At 70.9% G+C, this 13417-nt stretch carries 12 protein-coding genes; 3 read left to right on the plus strand and 9 right to left on the minus strand.

Translation table 11 applies throughout. The annotated features are described in order from the left end of the window. Positions 1 to 64 precede the first annotated feature (64 nt). Positions 65 to 3193 (minus strand): alpha-N-acetylglucosaminidase, encoded by a 3129-nt coding sequence (locus tag ACZ43N_RS07735; RefSeq protein ID WP_468095776.1) that lies wholly within the window; start codon positions 3191 to 3193, stop codon positions 65 to 67. A gap of 119 nt (positions 3194 to 3312) precedes the next feature. Between ACZ43N_RS07735 and ACZ43N_RS07740 the strand changes: the two genes are divergently transcribed. Then, positions 3313 to 3780, plus strand: a complete 468-nt coding sequence (locus ACZ43N_RS07740) for a hypothetical protein (protein ID WP_468095777.1) — start codon at positions 3313 to 3315, stop codon at positions 3778 to 3780. A gap of 105 nt (positions 3781 to 3885) precedes the next feature. Here ACZ43N_RS07740 and ACZ43N_RS07745 read toward each other — a convergent pair whose 3' ends face one another. The 8 genes from ACZ43N_RS07745 to ACZ43N_RS07780 form a co-directional block, all read right to left on the minus strand. Beyond that, complete coding sequence (locus ACZ43N_RS07745; protein WP_468095779.1) at positions 3886 to 5403, minus strand: DUF1996 domain-containing protein; 1518 nt, start codon at positions 5401 to 5403, stop codon at positions 3886 to 3888. 237 nt (positions 5404 to 5640) lie between these two features. Continuing rightward, positions 5641 to 6645 (minus strand): SDR family oxidoreductase, encoded by a 1005-nt coding sequence (locus tag ACZ43N_RS07750; RefSeq protein ID WP_468095780.1) that lies wholly within the window; start codon positions 6643 to 6645, stop codon positions 5641 to 5643. 95 nt (positions 6646 to 6740) lie between these two features. Then, positions 6741 to 7364, minus strand: a complete 624-nt coding sequence (locus tag ACZ43N_RS07755) for a winged helix-turn-helix domain-containing protein (protein ID WP_468095781.1) — start codon at positions 7362 to 7364, stop codon at positions 6741 to 6743. A gap of 333 nt (positions 7365 to 7697) precedes the next feature. Beyond that, the gene (locus ACZ43N_RS07760; RefSeq protein WP_468095782.1) at positions 7698 to 8642 is read right to left on the minus strand and encodes a DUF6891 domain-containing protein; all 945 of its coding nucleotides are present in this window, start codon (positions 8640 to 8642) and stop codon (positions 7698 to 7700) included. Positions 8643 to 8736: 94 nt separating this feature from the next. Then, positions 8737 to 9768, minus strand: a complete 1032-nt coding sequence (glnII, locus tag ACZ43N_RS07765; RefSeq protein ID WP_468095783.1) for a glutamine synthetase — start codon at positions 9766 to 9768, stop codon at positions 8737 to 8739. Positions 9769 to 10068: 300 nt separating this feature from the next. Beyond that, positions 10069 to 10263, minus strand: coding sequence for a hypothetical protein (locus tag ACZ43N_RS07770; RefSeq protein WP_468095785.1), 195 nt, complete (start codon positions 10261 to 10263; stop codon positions 10069 to 10071). A gap of 413 nt (positions 10264 to 10676) precedes the next feature. After that, positions 10677 to 11381: an RlpA-like double-psi beta-barrel domain-containing protein gene (locus ACZ43N_RS07775; protein WP_468095786.1), complete on the minus strand. Its 705-nt coding sequence runs from the start codon at positions 11379 to 11381 to the stop codon at positions 10677 to 10679. A 138-nt stretch (positions 11382 to 11519) separates the two neighbouring features. Next, positions 11520 to 11879: an arsenate reductase family protein gene (locus ACZ43N_RS07780; protein ID WP_468095787.1), complete on the minus strand. Its 360-nt coding sequence runs from the start codon at positions 11877 to 11879 to the stop codon at positions 11520 to 11522. Positions 11880 to 12081: 202 nt separating this feature from the next. Between ACZ43N_RS07780 and ACZ43N_RS07785 the strand changes: the two genes are divergently transcribed. Further along, positions 12082 to 12396 carry a hypothetical protein gene (locus ACZ43N_RS07785; protein WP_468095788.1) on the plus strand — a complete coding sequence of 105 codons (315 nt, stop codon included), beginning with the start codon at positions 12082 to 12084 and terminating at the stop codon, positions 12394 to 12396. A gap of 252 nt (positions 12397 to 12648) precedes the next feature. Next, positions 12649 to 13305 (plus strand): DUF4360 domain-containing protein, encoded by a 657-nt coding sequence (locus tag ACZ43N_RS07790; protein ID WP_468095790.1) that lies wholly within the window; start codon positions 12649 to 12651, stop codon positions 13303 to 13305. The last annotated feature ends 112 nt before the right edge of the window (positions 13306 to 13417 follow it).

The following is a 13417-nucleotide window of genomic DNA, read 5'->3' on the forward strand; positions in this document are numbered from 1 at the left end:
CCGGTCGCTTTTCAGGGGCGCGGGAAACCGCGCGACAAGCCCCCACTCACCCGCACGTACGTCCCTAGGTGAGCGACCAGCCGCTGAACTCGACCAGACCCCGTGCCCCCGACCCCCCGTGCGCCGCGGTCATGAACATCCCCACGTCCTGCCCGTCACCCGAACCCCCGGGCACACGCAACGAGCCGACCGCCCGCCACCCGCCCCCGCCGTCGACCGAGAACTCCCCCGTGTACGCCCCCGCCCCCGTCCGCACCACCCGCAACCACACCGGCGCCTTCACCCCCGTCACCCGCCGATACGTGTCGAGCGTCCCGTCCCCCGAGCTGTCGTACGACAGCACCACCCCGTGGGCGGGAGTGACCGCCAGATTCAGGAACCCCCGGGCCCCGGCCGTGCCGAGGGCGTCACGCACCACGATTCCCGCCCGCGCCCAGTTGCCCGTCACCGCCTGCGCGTCGACGCGGAGGGTGACGGTGACGCCGTCCCCCAGCACGCCACGCCGGTAGACCGTCCCGAACTCCGAGGTCCCCCGCCACAGATCCGCCCCGCCCCCGTCGATCGCGAACCGCTCGCCCCACTGCCCGAACACGGCGGCGTTGTTCGTGTACGTGGCCCACCCGGATTCCAGCGGCCCCGCCTCGAAGAGCGTCCCGTCGAACCGTCCGCCCACCCGCTTCTCGCCGCGCGGCCCGTACCGTGCGGTGACCGTGTACGGGAGGGGCCGCAGCGGCCGGTCCAGCGGCGTCCCCGGCGCGCTCGCCCGCCAGCTGACCGTCCCCGACCCGGCGGCCGACACGCTCGCCAGGGACGTCGGGCCCTCCGGCTCGGCCCTGCCCGCGAAGCCGCCGAGCGCGAAGTCGACCCGCCCCGTGGCCCGCAGCCCGTTGACGTTGCGGAACCCCGCCGACAGTCGCGCGCTCCCGCCGGGCCGCAGGACCGGCGGCTCGGCGGTGACGGTCAGCGTCCCCTGGTACGGAGCCCGCGCCAGCACGTCCCGCACCCGCGTCGCCAGCCGGTACGCGTCACCCACCGGCCGCAGCGGATAGTCCTTACGCTTCCGGGTCCACGGCTCCTCGAACGCGAACCAGTCCACGGCCGCCGGAGCCGTCCCGGTGGCGAGCGCGTCCTCCAGGGTGTCCAGCCACTTCTGCCAGCGCGGCACATAGAAGTCGGCCATCAGGCCGTTCCACTCCCGGTTGCCGTACTCGTGCAGGTCCCCCGTGTCCGAGGTGGCGCGCCCGCCCCACACCGTGACCAGGACCTTCGCGGTCCGTTCGAACTCCGCCCGTTCGGCGTCGTTCGTGGCGAGCCGCCGGGCGTCGTCGATCCACGGCCCCAGCAGGAACGCCCGGTGCGCGCCCGTCACCTCGTCCGACAGCCGCATCAGCCGCAGCCACAGCGTGGCCAGGGCCCGGAAGGTCGCGAGGTCCCCCCGCCGGTACGCCGCCCGCAGCTGCGGCAGGTACTGGCGGCTGCGGTGCGCGAGCGCCTGCCGCGCCACGTCCACCACGTCGTGGGTGTACGCCGCGCTGCCCCGCAGCCCCTTCGCGACGCCGAGCAGCCCGGCGAGGGCCGCGTCGAAGCGGCCGGGGTCGTAGGTCAGTGTCCTCGGCGCGTACTCGGCGGCGCGGTCGGCGGCCAGGTCGGGACGGGCGCAGAAGAGGGAGTCGTGGGGATCGCTGCGCTCGGTGGCCCGGTGCTGGTAGGCGGTCTCGTGCAGGGCCCGCCAGGCGGCGCGGGCCGAGGCGTCGCGGCCGCCGTAGCGGAGATCGGCGTAGGAGGAGAACCAGGCGGCCCGGTCGATCCGCTGCGGCGTCCACGCCAGTTCGGAGAACAACTCGAAGGCGGCCGGGTCGCGGTCCGTGGCCTCCGGCATGAACGCCGTGCCGACGAGCGCGCTGTCCGCCTTGTCCCGCCAGGCGAAGAACTTCTCGTTCCAGACGTGGGCGCGCGCCCCGATCGTCGTACGGCCGCCGAAGTTGGGGATCGTGCCGAAGCAGTACGGCGTGCCACCCCAGTCGCGTTCCCGGTCGGTGACGTTCGCGTACCGGTCGGAGACACCGTCGACGATCAGCATCCTCGACCGGTCGACGGCGTCGAGGAGTTCGAGCAGCGGGTTCTCCTGCCAGCCGAGGATCACCCAGGTGGCGCCGGGGTGCGCCCGGCGAAGGGCGCGTTCGACGCCCTGTGCGGCGTCCGGGACGGGAACGTCACCGGCGGTGCCGCCCTCGTGGAGGAGGTCCATCTTGAAGAGGTCCGCCTCACCGAACACGTCCTCCACATGCCGGTAGAAGGAGGCGGCGACCCGGGCGAAGGAGTCGGTGCGCGGGTCGAGCCAGTCGGGCCGTTCGAAGCCGTGCCAGATGCCCTGGGGGACGACGTGCGCGTCACCGCCGTTGCGCTCCACGAACTCCTTGGGCACATGCCCGTAGTAGCCGGGCAGCACGGGCGCCATGCCCAGTTCGCGCAGTCGGTCGGCGATACGGCGGCCCAGCGCGGCCCGGCGGGCGATCAGCTCGGGGGAGAGGGGCCCGCCGTACCCGGAGAGGTTCTGCAGCAGCCACCAGGGCTGGTGCGAGGGGGCGGGCAGCCAGGCGCGGGACTCCTCGTCCGAGTAGCCGAAGTCCTTCAGCAGCCGGTGGTAGACGGCCTCCATGCCCGCGATGACGAGGACCTCGTTGCAGCCGTGCGCCGCCAGCAGGTCGATCTGGTGCTCCCAGTACGGCCAGTCGGCGTACGGGGCGGTGTAGCCGTCGTTGGTGTCGTTGAGGGCGAAGCGGTGGGGGAGGGCGGTCGACCTCTCCAGGGGGCGGGCGGGGGCGGGCAGCCGCGCGGGCAGGTTCAGTTGGCTGCCGTTCCAGGCGAGATGGGCCCCGCAGACGTACTTGAGGTACCAGTGCACGCCCATGAGCAGGGTGGCCGGTGTGGTGGCCCGTACCTGGATGCGTCCGGTGGTGCCGGTGACCCGGAACCGGTCGACCGCGCCGTCGCGGTCGAGGAGACCGAGCCGGAACTGTCCGGCGTGGTCGGGCAGCAGCCGATTGAGCGCCGAGCGCGCGGGAGCCGTATCGAAGACGGGGCCCCCGCCGGGGCTCTGAGCGGCGTGGGCCGGAGCCGACCACTCCAGTAAGGTTCCGAGGCCGATGGCACCGGCCGAGCCCAGCACCGTGCGTCGCGACGGACTGTTCATGTCTGTGTGCCCCCTGTGTCGACAGTGGCGGCACGCTAACGGGGCGACCGTCCGTGAACAACGGTGCGCACGGAGCTGGCGCGTTCACGTCGCCGGAACGGACCCGGAGGTACGTACGAATGAGTGTGACGAGGAAGAGGCTCGCGGGAAGCGCGATCGGCGCGGTCGCTGCCCTGCTGGCGCTGACCGGCTGCGGCTCGGCCGACGACGGGGGCGCGGCCGTTCCCAAGACGGCCACCGGGACCCTGGAGCACATCGCGGGTGAGGTGGGCTGCAAGCCGGACATGCAGACGGACGCCGACACGATCCGTCAGGCCCTCTGCACGAACAAGGACGGCGACTTCGACGGCAAGTTCGTGCTCGCCACCTTCGCCACCGACCGGGGCCAGGCGGAATGGCTCGCCGGCGCCAAGGACTACGGCGGCTACTACCTCGTCGGCCGCAAGTGGGTCGCCGTCGGCGAGAAGAAGACGGTCGCCGGGCTCCGGGGCACCCTCGGCGGGGAGGTGCAGGAGGGCTCGGAGCACATGAACCCCGGCGGCAGCCACAACGACAGCGGCACCCACGGCGGCGGCCACAGCGGATGACCGGAGCCGCGCGTGTCGTGCTCGACCGCGCGGACCTGCGGGCACACGAAAGCCGGCGGTGGGAATTCCCACCGCCGGCTTCGGTCGTTCAGAACCGCTTCCGCACTACTTGCAGTTCTGGCCGTTGTTGATGCAGTTGACCATCTTGTTCATCGTGTTCTGGTTGAAGAAGTTGATGAAGTCGTTGTGGTCGGTGATCGGCTTGTGCAGGTTCTCCGGGAAGGAGTCGACCGCGTACGCGTTCTTCACCTGCCCGTTCTGGATCTGCGGGGCCGGAACGTTGTAGACCAGGCGGACCTGGAGCTGGGGGATCGCCTTGAAGCCGTTGGCGCAGCTGCCGTCACCCTTGACGAAGCTCACGTGGGTGCGGTGGTTGGCGCTGTCGATGTTCTTGCCGTCCCAGCAGCTCTGGAAGAAGGACGTCCGCACCACGGAGCTGCCCTGCGGGCAGATCGGGTACTTGTCCGTCACCACACGGTTCTCGAAGCCCGTGCAGCTCCAGTTGGTGTTGGCGTTGCCCAGGCCGTTCACGAAGGCCTTCGCGTCACCGGTGATGATGCGCAGGGCCTGCGGCATCGCGACGACGGGGCCGCGCTTGTTGCCGACGAACTTCAGCTGGACCTGGTTCGGCTCGACGATCTTGCCGACGTTCTTGTCCTGGCCACCACCGGGCTTGCCCTGGTCGATGTCCTGCGTACCGTCCTGGATGCGGATGACCGGCCAGAAGTACGACGACTTGTCGCCCTGGTTCTGGCAGGACGTCTGCGCGTTGGCCAGCTGCTGGTCGCTCGCGAAGGCGTTGTTGCTCTGGTTGCCGACGTAGTCGTGCTGGTGCTGGGCACCGTTGCTGACGCCGGGGGCCACGATCACGTTGTCCGAGTTGCGGATCTCGTTCTTGTTGTTTCCGCAGTTCGTGGTGAAGGAGCCGCGCGAACCACCGTTGCCGTTCGCGGCGAGACCGTTGCCGTTCACGCCCTTCGGGCCGCCGTTGGGCTGGACCTGGTTGATGTTGATGAAGTCCCCGGCCACCGGGCCGTTGCCACCCTGGCCCTGACCCTGGCCGCCCTGCTGCTGGCCGCCCTGCTGCTGGCCGCCTTGCTGCTGGCCGCCTTGCTGCTGACCGCCCTGCTGGGCACCACCGGCGGTGGTCTGCGCCTGGTCGGTCTTGCTCTGGCAGGCGGCGAGCTGCGCCATGCCCTGCGGAACCTGACCGCCCACGCGCCGGATGTTGATGCCGATCCGGTCGATGGTGGCCGTCCGCTTGGACTTCAGCGGGCTGAGAATGGCGTTGTTGACGAAGTTGGCGTCCCGGGACTGGGCCTGGCGGGTCTCCGCCAGACGCTTGTAGGCCTCGGTGATCTGCTGGTCCAGCAGCGCCAGCTCCTTGGCGACTCCCGCGCGCGCCTGGCTGGGAACGTTCGTCAGCTTCTGGCCGACGTCAGGGCAGGCGATGGTGGCCACCTGGGCAGCGGCCAGCGTGGCGTTCGGCTTGGACTGCGACTCGCCTGCTGAGGCGTAGAAGTTCGCCCAGACCAGACCGCCGCCCGCTACCGCGAGCGCCGCGGATGCGGCAATGGCCCGAACGGCCAGCGGCGAACGTCGTTTCCGTGTGTTGCGTCCCATGGAACTCCTCTGACTTCCTTGCGGGGCATCGAGGCGCCCGACAGGAGTGAAGCGGCGCCCTCAGATACGCGGTGAGTCCCAGGAGTGTTCAGCCGACTCACAAATTGATGAGAGATTCGTGCAGAGAACCGGTTTCAACACCCCCTGTGCGACTGCGAGTTGCCGAACGCTCACGCCGTGTGGGGCAGGGGTGCGGCCGGACGGCGGCCGGCTGTCCCGGCCGCGCTCCGCACACCCCTACGCCCCCAGCACCTTCGCCTCCACCTCCGGATCGAGTCCCACCGCGGGCCGGTCGGGCCGCTGGGGCGCGATCCCGCCGAGGCTCCGCAGCCACTCCCAGGTGTCCCGGACGGTCTCCTCGACGCCTCGGCACCGAAGCCCCTCCCGCAGGGCCCGGGAGACGTCCATCCCGTGCAGCGCCCCGTGGAGCTCGCTCCCCTCCGGCACCCACACGGGCAACTGCGTCCACGGCTCGATGCCCGCCCCGAGCACCGCCTCCGGTGGTGTCCACCGCAGTTGTGCCGGTCCGCCCGTCACCCGCACACAGGCGTCGAGCAGTTCACCCATCGTCGCCGTCCCCGGCGGCCCGACGACGTTGTACGCCCCGCTCGCACCCCGTTCCGCGGCGTCGAGGATCCAGTCCGCGAGATCGCGGACATCGATGTACTGGAGGGAGAGGTCACGCGGCCCGGGCGCCAGCACCGGCCCGCCCCGGGCGACCCGGCCCAGCCACCACGGCAGGCGCCCGATGTTCTCGTACGGCCCGAGGATCAACCCGGCCCGCACGAGGAGCGACCGCTCCGCGCCGAACGCCTCCACGGTGGCCAGTTCCCCGCCCCGCTTGTCGCGGGCGTAGTCCGTCTGCCCCGCGTCCGCCACCGCGCCCTCCACCAGGGGCGCGCTCTCGTCGGACCCGGCGGCCGGCGGCCACGCGTACACCGAGCAACTCGACACATACACATACCGGCCGACCGCACCGGCCAGCAGGCACGCGGTGTCCCGGACGGCTCGCGGCGCCGCCGACCAGGTGTCGACGACGACATCCCACCCGCCCTCGGCGGAGGCGTCGACCAGCGCCGCGAGCCCGTCCGGTGCGGTGCGGTCGCCCAGCAACGACCGCACCCCGGCCGGGGGTTCGTGCCGTCCCCGGTGGAAGACGGTCACCTCCCAGCCGCGGGTCAGCGCCGACTCCACGACGGCGCGACCCACGAACTCCGTCCCACCCAGCATCAGAAGTCTCATACTTCCGACTCTGCCCGCCGGGCGCCGGGTACGGAACGGCGATCTGCTCTCAGAAGATCCGTCCGCCGGCTGTCGTCGCCGACGCGGAGCAGTGGTCAACGGTCCAGCGGCGGGGCGTACTTGTAGCCGACCCGCCGCACCGTCTGGATCGCCTGACGGAACTCGGCACCCAGCTTGCGGCGCAGGCGGGCGATGTGGACGTCGACGGTCCGCCCGTCGCCCACATGCCCGTAGCCCCACACCGTGGTGACCAACTGGTCGCGGGTGTGGACCCGGTGGGGATGCGCGACCAGGTGCGCAAGCAGCTCGAACTCCAGGTAGGTCAGGTCGAGCGGCCGCCCGTTCACCTCGGCGGTGCGCTGCACGGTGTCGACGCGGACCAGTTCGTCCCCGGGCCCGGCGGCCCCGGTGTCCGTGCCGTCGGCCGGCCCGTCGTCCGCGACGGTGAACGGCAGCACCGGCGGCTGCTGGTCGGCCGGTACGAGGACCAGATAGCCGACCATCGGTGGCCGGCCCGGCAGCGTGGGCAGGGTGTGCTGCGGCGCGGGCAGCCAGGTGGTGCCCGGCGGCAGCAGGCCCCCGACGTCGACCACCTCGTCCCGGCCCACGGCACGCAGCCGATGGCGGGGCGAACCGGTGGCGGAGGGAGCGGCTGCCGCGGCGGAGCCCGAGGCGGCGGTCAGACCGGTGGCGGTCGAGAGGGAACGGGTGTTCGCCATGAGAGGTCAGCTCTTTCGCGCGAGAAGTTCGTCCGGGGAACCTCGGCGACCGACTTCGTGATCGGGGTCCGCCGAGGGACGTACGTCTTGTCGCGCCGGCCGAAGACCGGGATGTACGGCTTTAGAGGGCCGGCGCGTTCATCGCGCGGCAACACACCCGGTCGAAGTCGTGGTGCTGACGGGAAGGCCAGAAGGGTTCGAGGTCATCGCGACCCGTCGCGCGGTCGTCCTGGAAGCCGGCCATGGCCCCATTGAAGCAGACACAGGCCCCCGAGAGGACCCTCCTCTCACGGCTCGGACGCTCCGCGAAGGCCACACGGGTGTGTCACCGCCTCATCCCACCAGGCGTTTGCGCCAGTCCAAGGGGGTGACGGTGATGGCCCTGGAGGGATCGCCGTCCCACTGGGCGGACAGTCCCTCAGCCGCGAGGGCCGCGACGACCTCGTGCCCGACGGACGTCGTCGCGCCGGCCGACCCGTCGAACCCGCCGTACAGCAGCATCAGTCCGTGTCCGGCGGCCGCGCCCTCGGTGCACTGCGCGTGGAAGAACACGAAACCCCGGGCTCCCTCGGCGCTCTCGCCGGCTATGTCGCCCGTACCGCAGGTGCGGCAGCAGGTGAAGTTCTCCCGGGCGGTGATGCCGGCGGCCTCAAGTGCCGTGAAGGCGCGGGTGATCCGCTCGGGATCGGTGGCGCCCTCCCAGGTCTCCTGCTCCATGAGCCGCTCCGTCCACAGCCGGTCGACGAGCCGGCGGGCCTGCGCCCCGGAGACGGGACGGTCGGCGCCGTCCACCAGATACTCCTCGGCGGCCTCGGTGAGCCGCGCCCGGTCGTCGTACCCGCAGCGCAGCAGCTCCCGCACCCGCTCCTCGACCTGTTCCCTGACGGCGTCCGGGAGTTCCGGCACGTCCTCGGGCGGGTCGTGGTCGAGCGGGGTCCAGTCGATGCCGCCGTCCCAGCCGTCCGTCCGCCGCGCCCAGCCGGTCATCGCCCCGGCGACCCGCTCGGGGTCGGCGAGGACCGTCCCGAAGAACCGGTCGCGCCCCTCCCGGTGCTCCAGCTGGTACTCCCCGCTGCCGTGCTCGTGCCAGACCTGGATGAAGACGTCCGGCACGTCCGGGATCCGCTGCACGACCAGGAAGCGGTCGTCCTCGCCGCCGATCCGGCCCACCAGCTCCCACAGCCCCTCGGCCGTGATCCGGGCGTGCTGCTGCCAGTTCTCCGTCTTCACCTTGATGGCCAGGCCGTCCGCGGCCGCGCCGCCCCCGTCGATCTCCATGTCCCCACCCTCGCACGCCCCACCGACAACGCCGGAGGGCGCCCACCGCGAACGGTGGACGCCCTCCGAGGAGCCCTGCGTGAGGCGGGGTGGATCAGACCTGGCCGGCCTTCTCCAGCGCCGAGCAGCAGGTGTCGACGAGGAGCCGCGTCACGACGTACGGGTCGACGTTGGCGTTCGGGCGGCGGTCCTCGATGTAGCCCTTGCCGTCCTTCTCGACCTGCCACGGGATACGGACCGAGGCGCCACGGTTGGAGACACCGTAGGAGTACTCGTTCCACGGGGCGGTCTCGTGCAGACCGGTCAGGCGGTCGTCGATGCCGGCGCCGTAGTTCTTGACGTGGTCGAGCGGCTTCGAGCCCTCACCGAGCGACTCGCACGCGGTGATGATCGCGTCGTAGCCCTCGCGCATCGCCTTGGTGGAGAAGTTGGTGTGCGCGCCCGCGCCGTTCCAGTCGCCCTTGACCGGCTTGGGGTCGAGGGTGGCGGAGACACCGAAGTCCTCGGCGGTGCGGTAGAGCAGCCAACGGGCCACCCACAGCTGGTCCGAGACCTCCAGCGGAGCGAGCGGGCCGACCTGGAACTCCCACTGACCGGGCATGACCTCGGCGTTGATGCCGGAGATGCCGAGACCGGCCTCCAGGCAGTTCTCCAGGTGCGCCTCGACGACCTCACGGCCGAAGATCTCGTCGGCGCCGACACCGCAGTAGTAGCCGCCCTGGGGGGCCGGGAAGCCGCCCTTGGGGAAGCCGAGCGGGTAGCCGTCCTGGAAGAAGGTGTACTCCTGCTCGATACCGAAGATCGGCTCCTGCGCGGCGAACTTCGCGGCGACCTCACGAAGCGCGGCACGGGTGTTGGACTCGTGCGGGGTGAAGTCGATGTTGAGGACCTCGCAGAGCACGAGGACGTCGTCGCCGCCGCGGATCGGGTCCGGGCAGGAGAAGACCGGCTTGAGCACACGGTCCGAGGAGTGGCCCTCGGCCTGGTTCGTGGAGGACCCGTCGAAGCCCCAGATCGGCAGCGCGTCCAGACCGGCGGGCTCACCCGTGATGATCTTGGTCTTGGAACGGAGCTTGGCCGTCGGCTCGGTGCCGTCGATCCAGATGTACTCAGCCTTGAAGGTCACGGGACACATCCTTCGGGGTGGGTCACTAGGCGCATGTGCGGGTGCTGCGGCGCTGCGGCACTGAAACGCCGCGCTGATGCCGGGCAGCCTGCCAACATGCGATTTCCCGATCATTGCTCGCATGTGAACCCCGTGTTACCGGGCGCCGCTGTGGTGCGGTTCACCTCCCCGGAGCGGCGACGGTGCTCCCTGAGAGTGTTCGCAGCAGTTACGCATCGGCCGCGCCCCGAGCCGTATGCGAAGGGAATGACCGGCGGGTTACGGCGCAGTCGGCGCCGTTGGTCGCCTCCAGCACCCCGGTCAGGAAGCCGCGCCCGCAGCCGGCTGCCGGTCGTCATGCTGGCGCAGCGTCTCCGTCGCACACCCGATCACCGGCCCGAACGCCGCCCGTCCCAGCTCGGTCGCGCGTTCGTCGACCTCGACGAACATCCGCCGCCGGTCCTGCGTGCCCCGCACCCGCCAGACCGGTCCGAGGCGCTCCAGCCGGTCGGGCAACCCGGTGGCCCCCCGCCTTGGTTGAGCCCCAGCACGGGGTCAAGCTGTCCCGACGTGATCTCCCGGCCGGTCCGCCGCGCCTCCAGCAGGGCGAGCGGCGCGGGTACGTCGGTCGGATGCATACCGTTCCGGTTCGCGAACCGGACACGGTGCAGGCGGAGGTCGCCGGCGACCTCGCGCAACAGGCGCACGACCTGGGTCTCCCGTGTGTCCTCAGCCGTGCCGCCGCCTTGCCTCTCGCCGAACCGGTGTCGCGATCGGCGAGGGATGACGGCATCGGCACACACGGGGGGAGAAGGCGAGCAGGGGTCGGCCACCCCTCCGTGCGTGGCCGACCCCTGATCGGGCTCGACGGGATCCGGACAGGCCGGCCACGCCGCTCCTCGGCTGGAGCGGCGGGGCCGGCCGTCGTCCTAGCCGACCTTCTCGATCAGCGCCCGGCGGATCAGGAACTTGCCGGGCTCCCGCACCTGCTCGAACGCGGAGTTGTTCAGCAGGACGCAGCTGCCGGAGACCGAGGTGACCTCCACGGTCGTGGACTTGTTGTTGTCCAGGTTGGTCACCTTCAGCTTGGTTCCGGCCGGGAACTGGTTGCTGGACGCGGCCGGGGCGCCGCCCTCGCCGGAGAGCGTGACGGTGGACCCGTTGCAGACCTGCTGGCCGCCCCCGGCGTTCCCGTTTCCGCCCGCGTCTCCGGCGTTCCCCGCGTCTCCGGCGCCGCCCGCGTTCCCTGCGGCCTCGTCGCCCTGGGGGTCCTGAGCCGACCCCCCGGTCGCCGCGCCGCCGGGCTGCGCGGGCTGTGCGGCCTGGGAGTCCTGAGCCGACTCCCCGACGACACAGCCGGACGCCTCCTGCTGCACCTTGATCTGCTTGATGACGGCCTCGCGGTTGGCGATCCGCGCCTCGGACTGCGCGTCCGGCTTGGCCCGTTGGCCGTCGATGAACTTCTGGTTGTTGCCGAGTGCGGTGGCGAGGCCCTGACAGACACTGGAATCCGCGGCGGTCTGCGCCGCGTTCGAGGTGGCCGCCATGGTGAAGGCCCCGCCTCCCGCCACCGTCGCCGCACCGACGAACAGCGCGATCTTCTTCTTCGTACTGAGAGTTCTCCTGCGCGACATGCGCGCCTCCTGAGAGGTAGGGGAGCGTACGCCGCTATGTACGAGATGCCGAACGAGGTTACTCAACGGTCACGGGATTCTCCGAAGTAACCTGCGTCACACCCGAGTCGGTGCTGTCGGCGGGCGACCGGGGTGCGGCTACCGCGACAGCGCGTCCCGTACGGCCTCCTCCGTGCGGGCCACCACCGCCGTGCCGTCGTCCGCGGTGATGATCGGCCGTTGGATCAGCTTCGGATGCTCGGCGAGAGCCTTGATCCACCGGTCGCGCGCATCGGCGTCCCGGGTCCACTCCTTGAGGCCGAGTTCCTTCGCGGCGGCCTCCTGGGTGCGGGTGATGTCCCATGGTTCGAGCCCGAGCCGGTCGAGCACCTCACGGATCTCGTCCTCGCTCGGGACGTCCTCCAGGTAGCGGCGGACGGTGTAGTCGGCGCCCTCCGTGTCGAGCAGGTCGATGGCGCTGCGGCACTTGGAACAGGCCGGGTTGATCCAGATCTCCATGGCCCCCGTAGCCAACCGGTCGTGGGCGTCCGGAGGGCATCCTGGTGCCCCGAAAACCCGTGTCCCACCCCTGTCACAGAACCGCTCAACCGCCCTCTGGCCAGGGGCGATTGTCAGTGGTGGGTAGTAAAATAGAAGCAGTGTTCGAGGGTTGCCGACGGGGGATTTCCGGCGGCGCCCAGACCGCGACAGGAGGATGTCCGTGCCCGCTGCCGCACTGAAGTCGAAGCCGCTGCCCACCCAGTCAACCGCCAAGCATCCCGTCCTGCTCGACCTGCCGTACGAGCCGGTGGTGAAGCACACGCTGCCGCCGGGCCGCCCGCGGGAGTGGTACATCACGCACAACCGGCGCCTGAAGGCGATGCGTCTCGCCATCGCCCTGCTGGACTCCGGTGTCTACATGCCGAACCAGGCGCGCAACGAGACGATCCGGACCACCGCGGAGGTGATCGGCGTGCACCCGCCGTCGGACACCACCTGCCACATGGTCCGCGCGCTGATGCGGTACTGCCGCTGACGCCGGCTCGTTGACCCGGCCTTCCGGTGCCGTCCGCCCCTGGGGGTGGGCGGCACCGGTGCGTTGGGGGCCGGTGTCGGCGGAAGAGCGGCGATCCCCGGCCGTCAGGGTTGGCCGGAGATCGCTCTAGCCGTGTCCGTCCCGGGTCCATACGATGCGGTCGCCCCACAGTCTTCACAGCTCTTTCACAGGCTGCCGGGGTTGTCGCGCATGTCTATTGACATGTGCATGCCTATGATGGGAGAACCCCCCATGGTTCGTGGTCTCCTCCTGGGCGGCGCCGTAGCCGCCCTCCTCGCCGGCGCGCTTCCCGCGCACGCGTCGGATCCGGCGGACCCGTTCGACAACCCGCCGCCGGACAAGATCATCATCAAGGTCGCCACGGTGAACGGCTCCGGCTGCCCCCAGGGCACGACGGCGGTCGCCGTCTCCCCGGACAACACCGCGTTCACCGTGACCTACAGCGAGTACCTCGCCCAGGTGGGCGGCGGCGCGCCCTCCACCGCGTTCCGCAAGAACTGCCAGCTGAACCTGAGAGTTCATGTGCCGAGCGGCTTCACCTACGCCATCGCGAGCGTCGACTACCGAGGCTTCGCCTCCCTCCAGCGCGGCGCCAACGGCACGCAGAAGGCCTCGTACTACTTCCAGGGCTCCCCGGACACGGCCGCCAGGAGCCACGCCTTCAACGGCCCCTACGAGGACAACTGGCAGGCCACGGACCAGACCGACTGGGCCCAGCTGGTGTGGGCGCCGTGCGGTGCCGAGCGCAACTTCAACATCAACACCGAACTGCGCGTCAACAGGGGTTCGTCACCGGCGAGCAGCACGAGCTTCATGACGATGGACTCCACGGACGGCGACATCAGCACCATCTACCACTTGGCCTGGAAGGAGTGCCCGGCCAAGTGAGCGGGGGTGCCGGGTGCCCTTGTGTTCGTGGGCGCCCGGCACGCTGTCGGTGACCGCCTGGGCCTGTCAGGTGCGGGCGGGTGGGGTCAGGGACTCGGGGGTGCGAGTGGGC

It is taken from the genome of Streptomyces sp. NPDC030814 (assembly GCF_055572155.1).

Excerpts from the sequence above, each read along its gene's own strand:
- ACZ43N_RS07750 (WP_468095780.1), bottom strand. The coding sequence starts at position 6,645 with ATGAGACTTCTGATGCTGGGTGGGACGGAGTTCGTGGGTCGCGCCGTC.
- ACZ43N_RS07780 (WP_468095787.1), bottom strand. The coding sequence starts at position 11,879 with ATGGAGATCTGGATCAACCCGGCCTGTTCCAAGTGCCGCAGCGCCATC.
- ACZ43N_RS07735 (WP_468095776.1), bottom strand. The coding sequence starts at position 3,193 with ATGAACAGTCCGTCGCGACGCACGGTGCTGGGCTCGGCCGGTGCCATC.
- ACZ43N_RS07760 (WP_468095782.1), bottom strand. The coding sequence starts at position 8,642 with ATGGAGATCGACGGGGGCGGCGCGGCCGCGGACGGCCTGGCCATCAAG.
- ACZ43N_RS07740 (WP_468095777.1), top strand. The coding sequence starts at position 3,313 with ATGAGTGTGACGAGGAAGAGGCTCGCGGGAAGCGCGATCGGCGCGGTC.
- ACZ43N_RS07745 (WP_468095779.1), bottom strand. The coding sequence starts at position 5,403 with ATGGGACGCAACACACGGAAACGACGTTCGCCGCTGGCCGTTCGGGCC.
- ACZ43N_RS07755 (WP_468095781.1), bottom strand. The coding sequence starts at position 7,364 with ATGGCGAACACCCGTTCCCTCTCGACCGCCACCGGTCTGACCGCCGCC.
- ACZ43N_RS07790 (WP_468095790.1), top strand. The coding sequence starts at position 12,649 with ATGGTTCGTGGTCTCCTCCTGGGCGGCGCCGTAGCCGCCCTCCTCGCC.
- ACZ43N_RS07775 (WP_468095786.1), bottom strand. The coding sequence starts at position 11,381 with ATGTCGCGCAGGAGAACTCTCAGTACGAAGAAGAAGATCGCGCTGTTC.